The organism is Aromatoleum tolulyticum (assembly GCF_900156155.1).
Lineage (GTDB): Bacteria > Pseudomonadota > Gammaproteobacteria > Burkholderiales > Rhodocyclaceae > Aromatoleum > Aromatoleum tolulyticum.
On sequence record NZ_FTMD01000007.1, the window covers coordinates 19,442 to 35,041 of the forward strand.

Annotated in this window: 10 protein-coding genes; 7 read left to right on the plus strand and 3 right to left on the minus strand. The window is 64.4% G+C overall.

The features are described from left to right. The first annotated feature begins 59 nt into the window (after nt 1-59). Nucleotides 60-284, plus strand: coding sequence for a hypothetical protein (locus BW991_RS11785; protein WP_076602314.1), 225 nt, complete (start codon nt 60-62; stop codon nt 282-284). A gap of 215 nt (nt 285-499) precedes the next feature. After that, the gene (locus BW991_RS11790; RefSeq protein ID WP_076602315.1) at nt 500-1,051 is read left to right on the plus strand and encodes a hypothetical protein; all 552 of its coding nucleotides are present in this window, start codon (nt 500-502) and stop codon (nt 1,049-1,051) included. A 49-nt stretch (nt 1,052-1,100) separates the two neighbouring features. Here BW991_RS11790 and BW991_RS11795 read toward each other — a convergent pair whose 3' ends face one another. Both BW991_RS11795 and BW991_RS11800 read right to left on the minus strand, forming a co-directional pair. Further along, a complete protein-coding gene (locus BW991_RS11795) occupies nt 1,101-6,272 on the minus strand; it encodes a RecQ family ATP-dependent DNA helicase (protein ID WP_076602316.1) in 5,172 nt (1,723 codons plus the stop codon). Between the two features lie 144 nt (nt 6,273-6,416). Beyond that, complete coding sequence (locus BW991_RS11800; protein WP_076602317.1) at nt 6,417-6,845, minus strand: thiol-disulfide oxidoreductase DCC family protein; 429 nt, start codon at nt 6,843-6,845, stop codon at nt 6,417-6,419. Nucleotides 6,846-7,340: 495 nt separating this feature from the next. Between BW991_RS11800 and BW991_RS11805 the strand changes: the two genes are divergently transcribed. After that, nucleotides 7,341-8,441 carry an NADH:flavin oxidoreductase/NADH oxidase gene (locus BW991_RS11805; protein ID WP_076602503.1) on the plus strand — a complete coding sequence of 367 codons (1,101 nt, stop codon included), beginning with the start codon at nt 7,341-7,343 and terminating at the stop codon, nt 8,439-8,441. Between the two features lie 82 nt (nt 8,442-8,523). Here BW991_RS11805 and BW991_RS11810 read toward each other — a convergent pair whose 3' ends face one another. Then, the gene (locus BW991_RS11810; protein WP_076602318.1) at nt 8,524-9,888 is read right to left on the minus strand and encodes a Fic family protein; all 1,365 of its coding nucleotides are present in this window, start codon (nt 9,886-9,888) and stop codon (nt 8,524-8,526) included. 429 nt (nt 9,889-10,317) lie between these two features. Here BW991_RS11810 and BW991_RS11815 point away from each other — a divergent pair, with 429 nt between their 5' ends. From BW991_RS11815 to BW991_RS11830, 4 genes are all read left to right on the plus strand, one after another. Further along, entirely contained in the window at nt 10,318-11,454 is a 1,137-nt protein-coding gene (locus BW991_RS11815) for a tyrosine-type recombinase/integrase (RefSeq protein ID WP_076602319.1), read from the plus strand. Further along, complete coding sequence (locus BW991_RS11820; RefSeq protein WP_076602320.1) at nt 11,451-12,062, plus strand: hypothetical protein; 612 nt, start codon at nt 11,451-11,453, stop codon at nt 12,060-12,062. The genes BW991_RS11815 and BW991_RS11820 overlap by 4 nt, the downstream gene beginning before the upstream one ends. A 144-nt stretch (nt 12,063-12,206) precedes the next feature. Then, nucleotides 12,207-12,356 (plus strand): hypothetical protein, encoded by a 150-nt coding sequence (locus tag BW991_RS24010; RefSeq protein WP_212566890.1) that lies wholly within the window; start codon nt 12,207-12,209, stop codon nt 12,354-12,356. A 398-nt stretch (nt 12,357-12,754) separates the two neighbouring features. Continuing rightward, nucleotides 12,755-15,331: a phage/plasmid primase, P4 family gene (locus BW991_RS11830; protein ID WP_076602322.1), complete on the plus strand. Its 2,577-nt coding sequence runs from the start codon at nt 12,755-12,757 to the stop codon at nt 15,329-15,331. Nucleotides 15,332-15,600 lie beyond the last annotated feature (269 nt).

Sequence of the window (15,600 nt, forward strand, 5' to 3'; positions counted from 1 at the left end):
TCGTCTTTTATCCATCCGTTGATAATTTATCTACGAGCGGATAATCGACGATAAAGGTCGTGATCTCCTTCTCCCGAGCCGAGCTAGCCAGTGAACTGGTCACCGCCCTGCAGGGCAAGGCCCACGTCAGCGATGCGCACAACGCTCTGTACCTCGCCGCACCGCTCCGCACCGGCAAGACAAGCTTGCTGCGCAACGATCTGAGTCCCGCCCCGAGAGCGGCCGGCGTGGCAGTCGGTTACGTCGACTTCGAGCCGATGCCGCCGGCGCCCCCTGCGTCCTGATTCCAAATTAATATTGCGCCAGATCAATTTACGTTTTGTAACACATTGCTATCGTCCGCGAACCTGGCAACGGAGCCGCGCGACCGGACGCTCTTGTGGCCGCCTCGTGCGACGCATTCGTCCCCTTGCCCGGAACCCCATATCCGGCTGACATCGCGAGCGAAGCGTGCTCAAGTAAATCGGCTGGTCGAAGCTGTCATCCAAGGGAGTAAAAAATGAACAAATTCGTTACCTTGTCCGTCCTTGCCGGGCTCACGCTGCTCGCGTCGGGATGCTCAACGGTGAGTTCGGTTGCGCAGTACAAGGCGTCCACGCGAAATGTCATCACGATCAAAGATCAGCTCGGTAACTCAGACAAGAAGGTGAAGCTGGCCGACTTTACGTCTGCCGACGGTATCGATGGATCATGGTGCCGCGCAGTCGGTCCAGTGTCGATCGGCTCAGGCAGGACGCTGGCTCAGTTCGTGGGTGATGCGCTGCAGGAAGAACTCTTCATGGCGGGCATCTACTCGTCGGGAGCGCCCGTGGCACTTTCGGGGCATCTGGATGAGGCGAAATTCAGTTCCATCACTCCCGCAGCTTGGGAAATCACGCTCACATTGACATCAAGCAATGGATATTCCTACCAAACGAAATCGCACTATTCCTTCAGCACCAGCTTCGACGCCATTTCGGCGTGCAAGAACGTCACCGACGCATTCCCCGCGGCAGTTCAGGAAACGCTGAAACAGGTCGTATCCGACCCGCGCTTCAAGAACATGCTGTAAACAGTCGAGAACAGGGGCAGCTCTGCCCGCTCGCCCCTGGCCCTCTTAGTTACGCGAGTTTGACCGGCATGTATTCGATCTCCGGCAGCGCCAGCTCCCACGATCGACACTTCAACCCCTGCTCGTCCTCCCGTGCATGACGCACGAGCATCGCCGCGACCCGTACCGCAACGACCTCGCCCTCCGGCGGCTGGAACTTCGACGACATCCGGCCAACCACCACCCCGGAGGCATCCGTGATCTCCCACCCCGCACCGCCATTGCTCCGCGGCCGCAACACCAGCGGACTACCCACGTCGAGCGCCGCCAGCGCACAGTGAATCGGCGCCGAGGGCACGAACCGCCCCGGCCACGACAGCACGACCTTCTCCGGATCGGCGCACCAGATCCGATGCGCAACGCCCGGCTCCGGCGGCAAGGCCTCCGGCCGCGAACGCAACACCAATTCCTCCAGATCACGCACGAATGGGTGCGACCCACCCACCGCCTCACACAGCGTCAGCGACTTCCGCGCTCGCGTCATCGCGACGTAGAACAGCCGCCGCTCGTCGTCGCTGCGCCCCTGCCAGCCGCCGCCGTCGAGGATCAGCACGTGGTCGAATTCGAGCCCCTTGGCGCGGTGGGCGGTCATCAGGACCAGGGGGGCGTTGGGGCGGGCGTCGGCGGTCGGTTTGCCGACGGCACCGAAGTCGTATAGCGATTCGATGAGGTCATCGACGACGAGCTCGCGGCCGGGGGCGGCGGATTCGGCATCGACGATGAATTGAGCGAGCGCGGCGCGGTAAGGGTGTTCGATGAGGCCGTCGGGCGGGGTGTGGAAGCGGCGACGGAACCAGCGTGACAGGACGCCGGCGCGGACCAGCACGCGGCGGCGCCGGGCGTTGCTGCGTGGGCCGCGCAGCAAGGTGATGAGGGCGTTGCCTTCGCGCGTCTGATGCAGGCTGATTTGGCCCACGTCGCGTTGCATACGCACCGGGATGCCACGCAGGCGGCACAGCGCGGCCATTGGTTCGAGGTCTTCCCAGCGGCGGGCGATAACGGCAAAGCGTCCCCATTGGCCTGGCGCGCCTTCTGCACCATGCGTCAGCAGCTCGTGGAGGCGCTGCAGTTCGTCGAGCGCGACCTGGACTTCCTGATGCGGGTTGCGCGGCACTTCGAGGAAATGCACACGGCCTTCGGTGAGCGGGTCGAGCGCCGCGTGCTCGCCGCCGTCGGGCCGGTCGCGGCGGGCGTGGTTCACGCGGATCGCCTGTCCCGCCTTCATGCGCTCGCGGGCGCGTTCGATGACGCGGTTGGCGCAGTGGATGATGTGCTTCGTCGAGCGGTAGTTCTCGATCAACGCATAGCGGCGCGCGGCGTAGTCGGTTTCGAACTGGCGGATGTAGCGCACGCTCGCGCCGTCGAAGGCGTAGATGTTCTGGTCGTCGTCGCCGACCACCATCAGCGAGACGCGGTCTTCCTCGGTTTGCAGCGTACGGCCGGCAACTGCGCTGATCAGTTCGTAGTGGTCGCCGTTGATATCCTGGTATTCATCGACGAGCAGGAAGCGCAGGCCGGAGAGCAGGCGGTCGCGCAGGATGGAGGGGCCCACCCCGTCGCTTGCGCTAGTGTCCTGCTCGGCGGCGCGCAGGCGGCTGGTGGCCTGGCGGATGACGTCGCCGAAGTCGACCGCCTCGCCGCGTTCGATGGCGACGGCGTAGCTGGTGCCGGTGAGGCGCATCGCCAACCCGTGCAGCGTCTGCACCGCGACGCCGGCCGCGTCCGCGCCGACCAGCGCCCACAGGCGGCGGCGGATCTCGTTGGCGGCGGAGCGGTTGTAGGCGAGGACCATGATCGCTTCGGGCAGCACCATGCATTCGCGCAGCAGCCACGCGACGCGATGCACGATGACCTTGGTCTTGCCCGCGCCGGGGCCGGCGAGCACGAGGTGGTTGCCTTCGAGGGGGGCGGCGACGATAGCCTGCTGTTCCGGGTTGGCGAGATCGGTGAGGATGCGGCGGTGCGCGGCCTCGGTGGTCGCCATTTCGAGCACGTCCTTGCGCCCGGCGAAGTAGCGGCGCACGAACTCGGCGCGGTCGAGGCTGAAGTAATCGACGATGAAGGCCATCGCCGCCTGGATCTTGCGCACCGCGAGCTTGGCGTACTCGGCCATCACGTGCACCTGGACGATCTTGTCCTTGTAGTGCAGCGCGAGCTCGGCGTAGTCGGACTTCTTGAACTGGCGGCGGCGCGCCTCGGCGTTGAGCTCGATGCTCATCGCCGAACGGAACACCGCCTTGCCGCGCGCCAGATGCAGTACCTCGTTGGCGTCGAGGTAGAGCAGCGCCGCGGAGAGGGCGACGTCCCACTTGTCGATGTCGAGGTCGGCAAGCGTGGTGTCGGCCTGCAGCGCGGCTTCGAGTTCGCCCTGCTTGCAGGTGACGAGCAGCGTGTTGCCCTGCCGACGGCGCTGGAACTCCTGCACCAGCGCGCGGGCAAGGCGCATGCGGCGTTCGCGGATGGTCTCGATGTCCTGCCAGTTGCGCAGCAGCTTCAGGTAGCGGCTGTCCGCGGTCTGCGGGCGCAGCGCGAAGAAGCCGCGATTCGTCGCGCCCGTGCCGAAGGGCTCGGCGAAGGATTTCAGGAGCCGCGTGAGCTTGTCCGGGTCGAAGTCGACCTCCGCGTCGCGCCGCAGCGTGTCGCACAGGCGGCGCATGTTGAGGGTCTGCCAGCCTTCCTGGTCGGCATCGGGGGCTTCCTCGCGCAGGTTCTTCAGCAGCGCGTCCTCGATGCGCGCGAGCTCTTCCAGGCGTTGCGCGGTGTCGGGCTCGCGGTAGAAGGTGACGCCGATCTCGGTGTCGTTCGACAGCAGCTTCCAGCGGTCGAGCTCGCGCAGCATATGCTGCAGCGTGCGCGAATCCTTGCCGGTGGCGAGCATCAGCTCGTCGGTCGACAGGCCCTCGTCGTCCTCGGCCTGGATCAGGATGGAGAGGATGCGCACGTAGGGCTCGATGTCGGCATCCGCGCCGAGCTTCTTCTGCAGGATCGCGCGCGCCTCTTCCTCGGTCGCGACCAGCAGGCTGCCGGGGAAGACGCGCGTGTGGTTCTCATGACGTTCGAGCAGACGCGCTTCCTCGAGCCAGGCGACGGCGATGCGCACCTTGGTGTCGGCGTCGCTCGCATCCGGGTCGATGCGGTGCGCGTCGGGGATTTCGAGTAGGATTTCGCCGCTGGTGACGACGACCTGGCCCTCGCTGCGGTCCTTGCGCTCGATCGCGCGCAGCGCCTTGAGGATGGCGCCGATGTCGTGCTGCGTGAGGCGGGAGTTCTTCAGCAGGCGGAACTGGACGTCGAGATCGGCGTCGTCGTAGAGCAGGATGCAGCGCGCCGGCGCCTGGTCGCGCCCGGCGCGGCCGGCCTCCTGAAGATAGTTCTCCAGCGAACCGGGCGTATCGAGGTGGATCACGAGGCGCACGTCGGGCTTGTCGACGCCCATGCCGAAGGCGTTGGTCGCAGCGATAACGCGCAGCGTGCCGGCGAGGAAGGCTTCCTGCACTGCGCGCTTGTTCGCGGGGAGCATGCCGCCGTGGAAATAGCCGCAATCGAGGCCGGCATTCTTCAGGAATTCCGCGACCTCCTCGACCGTCTTCTGCCGCGCGCAGAACACGATCGCGCCGCCTTCCTCGCGCAGGGCGTCCTGCAGCAGGTGCAAGGTCTCGGCGTACTTCGCCTGCGCCGGCACCGTCCTGACCTCGTAGCTGAGATTCTCGCGGCTCACTCCGCCTTCGAGCCGTTCGAGCACGACGCCGAGGCGCTTCTCGAAGTGCGCGCAGATGTCGTCGACGACGTCCGGCTTGGCGGTCGCGGTGAAACCGAACACCGGCGAGGGCTTGTCCTTCTGGCGCGCCTTGATGAAGCGCGACACGTAGAGATAGTCCGGCCGGAAGTCGTGCCCCCACTTCGACAGGCAGTGCGCCTCGTCGAACACCCAGGCGCCGATCTCGCGGTGCATCAGCGCATTGGCGAAGGCGGTGCTGCGGAACTGCTCGGGCGCGACGAAGATCAGCCCGAGGTCGCCCAGGCGCAGCTTGTCGAGCATCACGCGCCGCTCCATCGGGTTGAGCAGGCTGTTGAGGTAGCCCGCGCAGGTGATGCCGCGCGCCTCCAGGTTATCGACCTGGTCCTTCATCAGCGACTGCAGCGGCGAGATCACCACCGTCAGGCTGCCGTTGCGGTAGTAGCGCGCCAGCGCGGGAAGCTGGAAGCACAGCGACTTGCCGCCGCCGGTCGGCAGGATCGCGAGCGTCGGGCGGCCCGCGAAACCGTTCTCGACGATGGCCTGCTGCAGCGAGCGGCCGTCCGCGGTGGTCGGCGTGCTGCGGAAGCGCGTGATGCCGGGGAAGTAACGCGGCAGCAGGGTGTCGAGGTCGTGCTGGTTGCGGCACCACGCGCAGGCTCGGTCCGGGCAGGGCACGTCGCGCAAGGCCGCAATCACCTCGCGCGTCTTGGGGAAGCTCAGGCTGACCCACGGCGGCAACACCGAATTGCCGCCCGCGACGCGCAGCCACGCCAGCGCATACGCCAACGGTTTGTGCCACGCGGGATCGGGCAGGCAGTGATCGAGCACCCAGCGCTGCCCGGTGATGCAGCCTTTGCTGGCAGTCGCGCGCTGCCACGCGGCAGCGGCCTCCGCGAGCGAGGGTTTCAGGGATCGGCGTAAAGTGGCGAAGAAGTTCGCGACGCCCTTGCCGTTCTCCGGTGCGAGCAGGTAATGCAGGCACAGCGCCTCGTCGGGATGCTCGGCGACGCGCAACTGCAAGGCTTCGCTCTGATCGACGAACAGCTCGTAGGCGAGCTCCGCATCGCGCACCGGATCGTTGCGCGTCGTCGTGCACAGCTTGTAGTCCTTCACCAGCCGGTGATACGGGTTCTGGGGGAAGGCGACGGGCGAGAGTTCGAGCGTGTCGATCAGCGGCAGGTGGTGCAGCGCGAGCTCGGGATGCAGCGCCGCCAGCGCCGGCTGATCGAAGGCGACGACGTTGTGGCCGAGGACGAAGGCGGCCCCTTCAGTCAACGCATTCAGCCGCGGCACCAGATCCGGCGCCTTGCCCGCGAGCCTCAGCCGCGCATCGAGATCGGGGCGAAAAACGCCAAGCTCGCGCAGGACCAAGCGGTCCTGGCGGGCGGTTTCAATGTCGAGGCACAGGCACCGCGCACGGGGCGCAGCGGGCGGAACGGCCATGAGCAAATGATTTGGCAGGAATCGATCCCATCGATTCTATCCGGATGTAACGAGATCGACGGCATATGCCGACAAAGTCGGCGGAGCACGGCAGCGCGGTAAGGCGGGTTGATGAGGAGGATGCGCATGTCGAGTCCCTCCGGCCTAGCGGCGGTACACGCGGCAGCTGCCGTCCGCGTCGCAGCTCGGCGTCATCCGCGCGAACACGTTGCCGTAGCGTTGCGACAGTTCGACCCGATGGCGTGCGAACCACCGGTAGGCACGCTCGGTAATCCAGGCCGCCACCGGCCAGCGCGTCGGCGCCACGGCCCAGCCCCAGCCATTCGCGGTCAAGGCGAGGCGAAACGCCTCCGGCCCCTCGACCACGGTGCCGTCGGCGCGGCGCGCATGGATGCGCTCCAGCAACGCATCGACAGTGCGGCCATAGGACGCCGGGTCGAAGGTCGGCGCGGTGATGTCGATGAAAACGAGACGCCCGCGGGTATCGCCCTTGCGCAGCCAGGCGACATCGAACAGGCAGATCCGGCAGTGACCGTCGTACAGGAACTCGAGCGGATAGCATGCGTCATCCATTTTCATCTCCTTTATTGACTGTTATTTCCGTAAATACAGAAATTATCGCGTAAAAAAACTGCCGACCGCAGGGCTTCACCTCACACCCCTCGCACCGTCTCTGCTGCCCCTTTTGCGGTGCAATGCAGGACGAGCTCGCGGCGGGCCAAGCCCGCCTATGCACCAAGTATATTATTACATTTATTTCTGTCAAGACAGAAATAAATGACTATTCACGGCGCCGGTGAAGGGCCGGCGCCAGACGGCACCGCTTGCTGAACTGCCCCAAGAATTTCGTCCTCCGCCGTAATCGTCGTACGATCGACGCAACGGCAGGACGAATGACGTGCAACGCATCCCGAAGCAGGAGTACGCCGCCGAGCGCACGGAGCGGACGGCAGCGAACCGGGAAGCCGTCACCCTCGTCGGCCAATGATTTACGCTTCCATCCAGTTCGATTCCACCGCCGACATGCATTGCCGTGCATGCGGTTCGCCATTTCCGGAGGTCAGCACCTTGTCCGCACTGTTCAGCAGCTTCAAACTGAAAGACATCACCCTGCGCAATCGCATCGCCATCCCCCCCATGTGCCAATACAGCGCCGTGGACGGCGTCAGCAACGACTGGCACTGGGGCCATTACGCGAGCCTGGGACGCGGCGGCGCCGGCCTCGTCATCGTCGAGGCGACCGCGGTGGCGCCGGAAGGGCGCATCACCCCGGCCTGCCTCGGTCTGTGGAACGACGAGCAGGCGCAGGGCCTCGCCCGCATCGCGGCCGCGATCAAGGCCGGCGGCGCCGTTCCCGGCATCCAGATCGGACACGCGGGGCGCAAGGCGAGCGCGAATCGCCCGTGGGAAGGTGACGACCACATCCCCGATGGCGACGCCCGGGCGTGGACGCCCCTGGCCCCGTCCGCGGTGGCATTCGGCGCCCACCTGCCGAAAGTGCCGCGCGCGATGACCGTGGACGACATCGCCCGCGTCAGAAACGATTTCGTCGCAGCCGCGCGCCGCGCGCGGGACGCCGGCTTCGAATGGCTCGAACTGCACTTTGCCCACGGCTACCTGGCGCAAAGCTTTTTCTCCGTCCATGCCAATCAGCGGACCGATCAATACGGCGGCGACTATGCCGGACGCAGCCGCTTCCTGCTCGAAACCCTCGCCGCCGTCCGCGAAGTGTGGCCGGAACGCCTACCCCTGACGGTCCGCTTCGGTGTCATCGAATACGATGGCCGGGACGAAGAGACGCTGACAGAATCCATCGAACTGACCCGCGCCTTCCGCCGCAGCGGCGTCGACCTGATCAACGTCAGCGTCGGCTTTTCCACACCCGACGCGCAGATCCCGTGGGGCCCGGCCTTTCTCGCACCGATTGCCGAGCGGGTCCGCCGCGAGGCCGAACTACCCGTCGCCTCGTCCTGGGGCATCGACGCGCCGGCCACGGCCAACCGCGTCGTCGCCGACCAGCAGATGGATCTCGTGATGATCGGCCGCGCACATCTCGCCAATCCGCACTGGAGCTACCACGCCGCCTTGCAGCTGAAGGAAGAGAAGCCGTCCTGGGTGCTGCCGGCCCCCTACGCGCACTGGCTGGCGAAATACCGCCCGAGCGTCTGATCGATGGGCCCGAGTATGCGTGTATGCATGCGGCCCCCGGGCATCTTTCACTGCTCACGTTTGCCTGGCGATGCCAAGAGAATCAGATCGGCTTGCCGCGTTCGATCCAGGCCTGCACCTCCCCGATGGTCAACCTGTATCGCGCACAGTTGTGCGCCGTCAGCATTTCGAGCTCCGCTTTCAGCGTCTCACCGAACTGTCCCACGTCCTCGACGGGTAGGCCCAGTTCCTCCACCGCCTGATCGAGACGCCGGCCGCTTCTCACAACGTGCTGCACCGCTTCGCTCAGGTGTTCGCGGTGGCGCACCCTGAAAGGATCGGGCGATCCCATCGCCTCCAGGATGACCTTGTATTTGCGGATCGACCGTCGGTACGTCCACGCGAAGAGTTCGACTGCCAGCGAAACATCGAGCAACTCGTAGACGCCCATCATGGCCTTCGCGTAGTCATGCGGATCGACATCGAGAAAGGCGAGCGGGGCGCAGTTATAGAGCATCAACGGGATGTTCGCAGCGAGCCTGCTCGTACGCTTGTTGCCGTCCTCGAAGGGCTGCAAGTAGGCGAGGTTCACCCACAGGAAGAACGCCGCCTCCGCAGGATTCTTGACGAGCTGGGCTTTGGCCACGACCTGCGCGAGCATTTCCTCCAGAAGCTGCGGCACTTGGGAGGGGACATACGTCGTGCCCGAGATATTGACCACCTTGCTTCGGATGGCCCCCAACCCGGCGACGTCGGCCAGCAAATCCTGCATCAGCAGCGCGTGCAGGTTACGGATGACGAGGTCGCTGAGGCCGTAGGTCGGCACCGCGTCGACCAGAAATTCAATGGCGCGCTTGTGATTGAGCAGCATGACGCCATCCCAATCCACCGGCGGATCGCCGCTCTTGAACAGTTCTTCCGTCGCCAGCAGGCTGTAGGTATTGCCCTCCAGCCGCGACGACGACCAGGACAGATCGATCAAGAGCTGTTCAAGGACCTTCCGGGCATACGTCCCCGCGGGCTGCTGCCCCTGCATCCGGCCTTCCTGTGCGAGGGCGTCCGCCAGCTCAGGGGGCAGCAAGGCGGATTGGTTGGGAACGTACTCATCCAGAAATCGGCGCTGATAGGTCACGAGGCTCCGTGCGCCCAAGGGGCGGTTGAGGACCTTCAGCAACGACTGCGCCTTGCCGGACCAAGCGGGCGACACTGTCGCCGTCACAACGTCCGTCACGTTCACCGTTTCCCGTACGTCGGCTTCGCCCGATGGCAGGAAATACCGGGTGGCCCGTGCTTTTCCGGTCCGGACGAGAGCTTGGGCTTGAACGAGTTTATCCAGAAGCCTCCCGACGGTGGCATAGCTGCCCCCGACGCGTGCATGGATTTCGGAGGACGAAACACCACGCGCGTCCTCCGCGGCAAGCGCCTTGACCGCTTCCAGAATGGCGTCCGGCTGTATTTTCTGTGTCATCGAGAAGACCCTCGTGATCTCCTCAACAGTGAGGAGATCACGTAAATCTACTCATTTTTGACAAGAAAATGAATGGGATTGAGGAGATTAGAGCATTAGCGGCTGCTCCTCTCAGTTCTCATCGCTGGCAGGCTTTGCGCTCACCACTCCCAGGAAGACCCTGGAACCGAACCCTCTTTGAGTGCCCAGCCTCGTCGGGCGGCCGAAATGAAAAAAGGCGCTGATTCCGTTTAGAAATCAGCGCCTTTCCAAATTCTGGCGCGCCCGAGACGATTCGAACGTCCGACCCCTGCCTTCGGAGGGCCGGGGTAACTGGTTAATACGCATCAGCACGCGTATTTAAGTCATTGTTTTATTGCATGTATTGTAAGTTGAAGTTCACCCAAGTTCGTGCTAATTTTCCGTATAAATTCCGTATGCGGAGAAAACATGGGCAACGCGATCAAGACCGTCGGCGACCGCAAGAAACTCCAGGCACGCAGAGAGCCCTACTGGGATCGCATCGAAGCCGGCTGCTTCCTCGGCTACCGCAAGCTCGAGGATGGCACCGGGACATGGATCGCCCGCTGGCGCAACGAGGAGGGCGCGCAGAAGTATCACGCGCTCGGCAGTCTCGGCAGCTACGACGACGCAGCCAAGGCGGCGCGAGACTGGTTCGACCAGTGCCGCGGTGGCAGCACCGAAGTGGTCGACGTCGAGGAAGCCTGCAAGCGCTACGTCACCGACCGGCGCACCGAGAAGGGCGAGTCCACCGCCAAGGACGCTGAAGGGCGCTTCAAGCGGCTGGTTTATGGGATCAAGTTCGGCCGCATCAAGCTGTCGGCCCTGCGCACCGCGCATATCACCGACTGGCGCAACGCCCAGGTCGAGTGCGAGGACGATGACGACGAGGACGACGACCCCGATGCGGATCGCCGCGCGAAGGACAGTGCGAACCGCAACCTCGCCACCCTGAAGGCGGCGCTCAACCTCGCTTATCGCATGGGACTGGTCGCCAGCACTGCGCAATGGGATCGGGTGGAAGCCTACAAGGGCGTGAGCAAGCGCCGCGACGTGTCGCTAACGATGACCGATCGCAAGAAGCTCATCGCCGCAGCCACGCCGGATCTGACGATCTTCATGCAGGCGATGCTTCTGACCGGCTGCCGCCCGGGCGAGCTTGCGAGCTGCACCGTCGGCGACCTCGATCCGGCCGGCATGCTGACCGTCACCGGCAAGACCGGGCGCCGCACCATCCCGCTATCTCCGAAGGCGCTGGCGCTGCTGAAGTTGGCCGCAGGGCAAGGCGACGTCGACGAGCCGCTGCTGACCCGCTCTGGCGTGGCCTGGACGCGCTTCGAGTGGCGTGACGCCTTCCAAGAGGCGCGCAAGGCTGCAGGCCTACCCGAGACTGTGGTCATGTACTCGCTGCGCCACGTCGCGATCAGCGAAATGCTGGTGTCGGGCATGGACCCGATGACGGTTGCCAAGATCGCCGGCACCTCGATCGAGATGATCTCGCGTCACTACGGCCACCTGATCCGCGAGCGCGTCGTCGCCCAGCTCGCGAAGGTGAAGGCGATATGAGCCATGAAGGCTTCGTTGATGGTGGGCTGCTGGAGGCGGGCAACAAACTCGCAGTTCGCCAGATTGCGGCGATCGCGCTGGAGAGCCTGCGCGTGCTGCTCCCGACAGACGACGCCCAGCACGCCGCCCTGTCTCAGATCGCCGACGGCCTTGAGGCAATCTGCAACGAGGCCGAGCCGGGCAAGGCCTTCAGGGGCATGTCGACCGGTACCGCAGCCGACGCTCTCGCGGGCATCGCCGCCACCGCACGTGGGCACGATGACGCGCTCGATTGGTTGCGGGACGTACTTAGCGCTCTGGCGGAGGGCGCGCCAGCGAATGATGCCTTTGGATGGACAGGCAAGAAGCACCGTCCCGGAGGCAACTTGACGCTGCGCAATTGGATAATCCAGACGGAAGTGCATGAGGAAATGCGATCGGACGCGCGCCCAAGCTGGCGCGCGGCCTGCGCCACAGTAGCAGACCGTGTTCGCCTCAGCGTAAAGTCTGTGGAGCTGATCGCAAAGGGCGTCACCGCCGAAGCGGTGCCGGACATGCCAGAGGATATATTCCCGGCAGCAGACCTTGATCGCCTTCGACGAGCCGGTGTGCTGCGCCGACTTAATTAGGTGGAATGGCCCCGCGACGGCGCACAGTATTCGGGCTGACTTCAATTTACGGAGCCAGCCCAGATGGAAACACCTAGCACCTCTACCCCCCGCAGCGCGTACACTGTCCAACAATTCTGCGAGGCCCACAACTTCACGCGAGTCTTGTTCTACAAGCTCATGAAGTCTGGGCATGGTCCGCGGATCATGAAAGTCGGCACCCGCACGCTCATCAGCGTCGAGGCGGCCGCCGACTGGCGCCGCCAGATGGAAGAAGGCGCCACCGTCATGCCCTCTCGCCGTGGCAAACGCTGAGGAGGGCGAACGATGACCGCCCAAAATGAAGAAGCCCGCCGGGCCATGGCGGGCTCTCTTGGGACTGCTGGCAGCCGATTCAATAGCAAACAGGCGAAGCGTAACGTCTCCTCGGCTTCGGAGCAACATAGACCAGCCCTCGCCGACTACGGGCTCGTCCGAAATGCCCTACGCATGGTGGCGCCGGACCTCCGCGTTTGCCTCGTTACATCGTTCGATGGTTCAGCACTCGAAATTTGCGGTCGTGCTCCGAAGACTGCCGCACTTCAGAAGATCCGAAGGTGGAATCCGATTCCTCCGGTCCGTTGGCGGACCTCTTGGGGCGGTCTTTTTGTCGTCAGTGTCGCCGACCTCGACGAACTCGTTGCAGTCGCCGGTACTCGCGTGAGGGCCACGTGATGGGCGCTCAGTTCAAACGGACGACCGCTGACGTCATCGATCAAGCGCGAGCCACTGACCTCGTTTGGCTGGCGGAGTCCTATGGCGTCAAGATGCACAGGCAAGGTAAGGACTTCTTCGGCCTGTGCCCGTTCCACTCAGAGTCGTCACCGTCCTTCACCGTCTACAGCAAGTCCGCCGGCCGCCAGCGCTACCACTGCATGGGCTGCGGCGCAGACGGCGACCCGATCCAGTTCGTGCAGGAGTACGAGGGGGTCGGGTTCCGTAATGCCGTGAAGCGCATCCTCGGCGAACTGCCGGCCTCGGGCGCCACGCCGACGCCGGCCTCGAACCAGAAGGCGCCGCCTCCCGAGCCCGAGGAGGTGTGGACGCCGATCTACCCGGTCCCGGCGTCGGCGCCGAACCGGCCGGACATCCTCAACCGCAAAATCAAGGGCGAGTGGCACGCGCTCGTGGTGTCGCGCCGCTGGGCCTACCGCAATCAGGCCGGCGAGGTGATCGGCTACGTGTGTCGCTTCGATCTACCCGGGGGCGGCAAGGAGGTGATGCCGCAGGTGTGGGCCGCCTCGTCGGACACCGGTGAGTGCCGCTGGCGCTGGCAGTCGTTCTCGAAACCGCGACCGATGTACGGGCTCGACAAGCTCGCCAAGCACCCGAACGCGCAGGTGCTCGCGAAAGAGGGCGAGAAAGCCGCCGACGCGGCGCAGCAGCGTTTCGTGGATCTCGGCATCTCGCTCGACAAGCTCGTGGTGGTGTCGTGGCCGGGGGGTGGCAAGGCGGTGAAGCACGTCGACTTCTCGCCGCTGGCGGGGCGCTCGGTTGGGTTGTGGCCGGACGCCGACCAGCAGGTGTATCCCGATCGCCACGAGCGCGCGGGGCTGGTGATGCCGTTCTTGGAGCAGCCCGGGACGGTCGCGATGCTCGACGTGTGGCGGGCGATCCGCGACGTTGCGTCAGTGAAGCTGATCCTGCCGCCCGAAGGCGTCGAGGACGGATGGGATCTGGCGGATCCGCTGCCGGCCGGGTTCTCGCTGCTCGCGCACATCAAAGCGTCTTCTGTGGATCCGGCAACGCTCGTGCGGGACAACGAGTCGGCCGAGTCAGAATCCGGCGGTGTCCTGATTGACAGCCATGCCCTGATCGCTGAGTTCGAGCGTCTACAGGCTGAGCGCGCTGACGCTTTGCCGGTGCGGGATGAGGGCGAGCGGTCACTCCGCTCATCCGTTGTCACCTACGACAAAGAACTGTCCCAGCATTCTGATGGGATTGTCGATGCACTGCTGCAGCATCCGACGCAGGATAACGTCGCGCTCGTGTTCCGCCGGCAGTTCGAGGGGCAGTTGCTATATGCCCACTCCCACGGTAAATGGTTCGAATGGGACGGCACCCGGTGGGCGCGCGAAGAAACCGACAAGGCATTCAACTACGCGCGCGAGATCGCGCGCCGCATGAACACAGAGGGCAAGAGCTCCCTTGGATCGGCATCTTTCTGCAAGGGCGTGGAGCAGTTTGCGCGTGCCGACCGCGCGTTCGCTGTTGCCGGCACCGAATTTGATACCGACAACTACCTGCTCAACACACCGGCTGGCATCTTCGATCTTCGGACCAACACTATGCGCCCGCACGATCAGCGCGACCGCATCACCAAGTCAACGGAGGTGTCGCCCATAGAGACCGGCGGCGAGCGGTTCCTGCGCTTTCTCCATGAAATCACTGGCGGCGACGCGTCGCTTGCGAAATTCCTGCAGGTCTCGCTCGGCGCGTGCCTCTCCGGCGCCGTCGAGTCACATTGGATGCTCTTCTGGACGGGGACGGGCCGCAACGGGAAGAACTCACTCGGCGATCTGGTGATGTACATCATGGGCGACTATGCGAAGAAAATCCCATCAAGCACATTGATGGCCAAGTCCTACGAGGCGCACCCGACCGAGATCGCCAACCTTCAAGGCGCGCGCTTGGCCGTGAGCTCCGAGGTGGCGGATGGCGACCACTGGGATGAAGCCCGCATCAACGAGCTCACCGGCGACGAGACCCTGAGTGCCAGATTCATGCGCGGCGACTTTTTCGACTTCCGTCGCACGCACAAGCACCTGATCTTCGGCAACCACCGGCCGCAACTGCGCACCACCACCGACGCGCTGAAGTCGCGCATCAAAATCGTGCCGTTCCGGCAGTCGTTCAAAGGTCGCGAAGATCCGACCCTACCTGCAAGGCTGCGCGACGAAGCCGGATTCGTTCTCTATTGGTTGCTGCAGGGACACGCAGCATGGATCGCGTCCGGGCGAAAGTTGCCTCACTGTGCGGTGGTAGAGGAGGAGAGCGAGGACTACTTCGCCTCGCAATCAACCGTCGAGGCCTGGGTCTCGGAGCGCATTATCACCACTCCTGAGGATGGCCGTGCGGCAAGACAGTGGCCGCGCGCAGGCGACCTTTTTCACGATTACCAGAGCTGGAAGCAGGACAGAGGTGAACAGCCTATCTCGCAAACGCGGTGGGGAGAGACGATGGCGAAGCTGTTCAAGAAATGCACAGCAAACGGAATCCGGTACGTCGGCGCGGTCCTGAAACCTCGCTAACTGGAATAGTTGCCGAAAATCGATGTTGGGAAGAGTTGGGAACCCTTTCCGGTTTATCGAAAAGAAACAACGATCTTTGTAAGGGAGTAACTGAACTCGGTTCCCAACCCTTCCCAATCTCCGAAGCCGGTTCATCGAGACCGCCAACTGCGGACCGCGCCCCTCTTGCGCTGTCGGCATGGATATGCCGCTGCGCGCACCTGATCGGCCATCGCCAGCGCGACTCGCTCGCGGTCGATGCGGGCTCTGTACCGGTAGTCCGTGCCGGC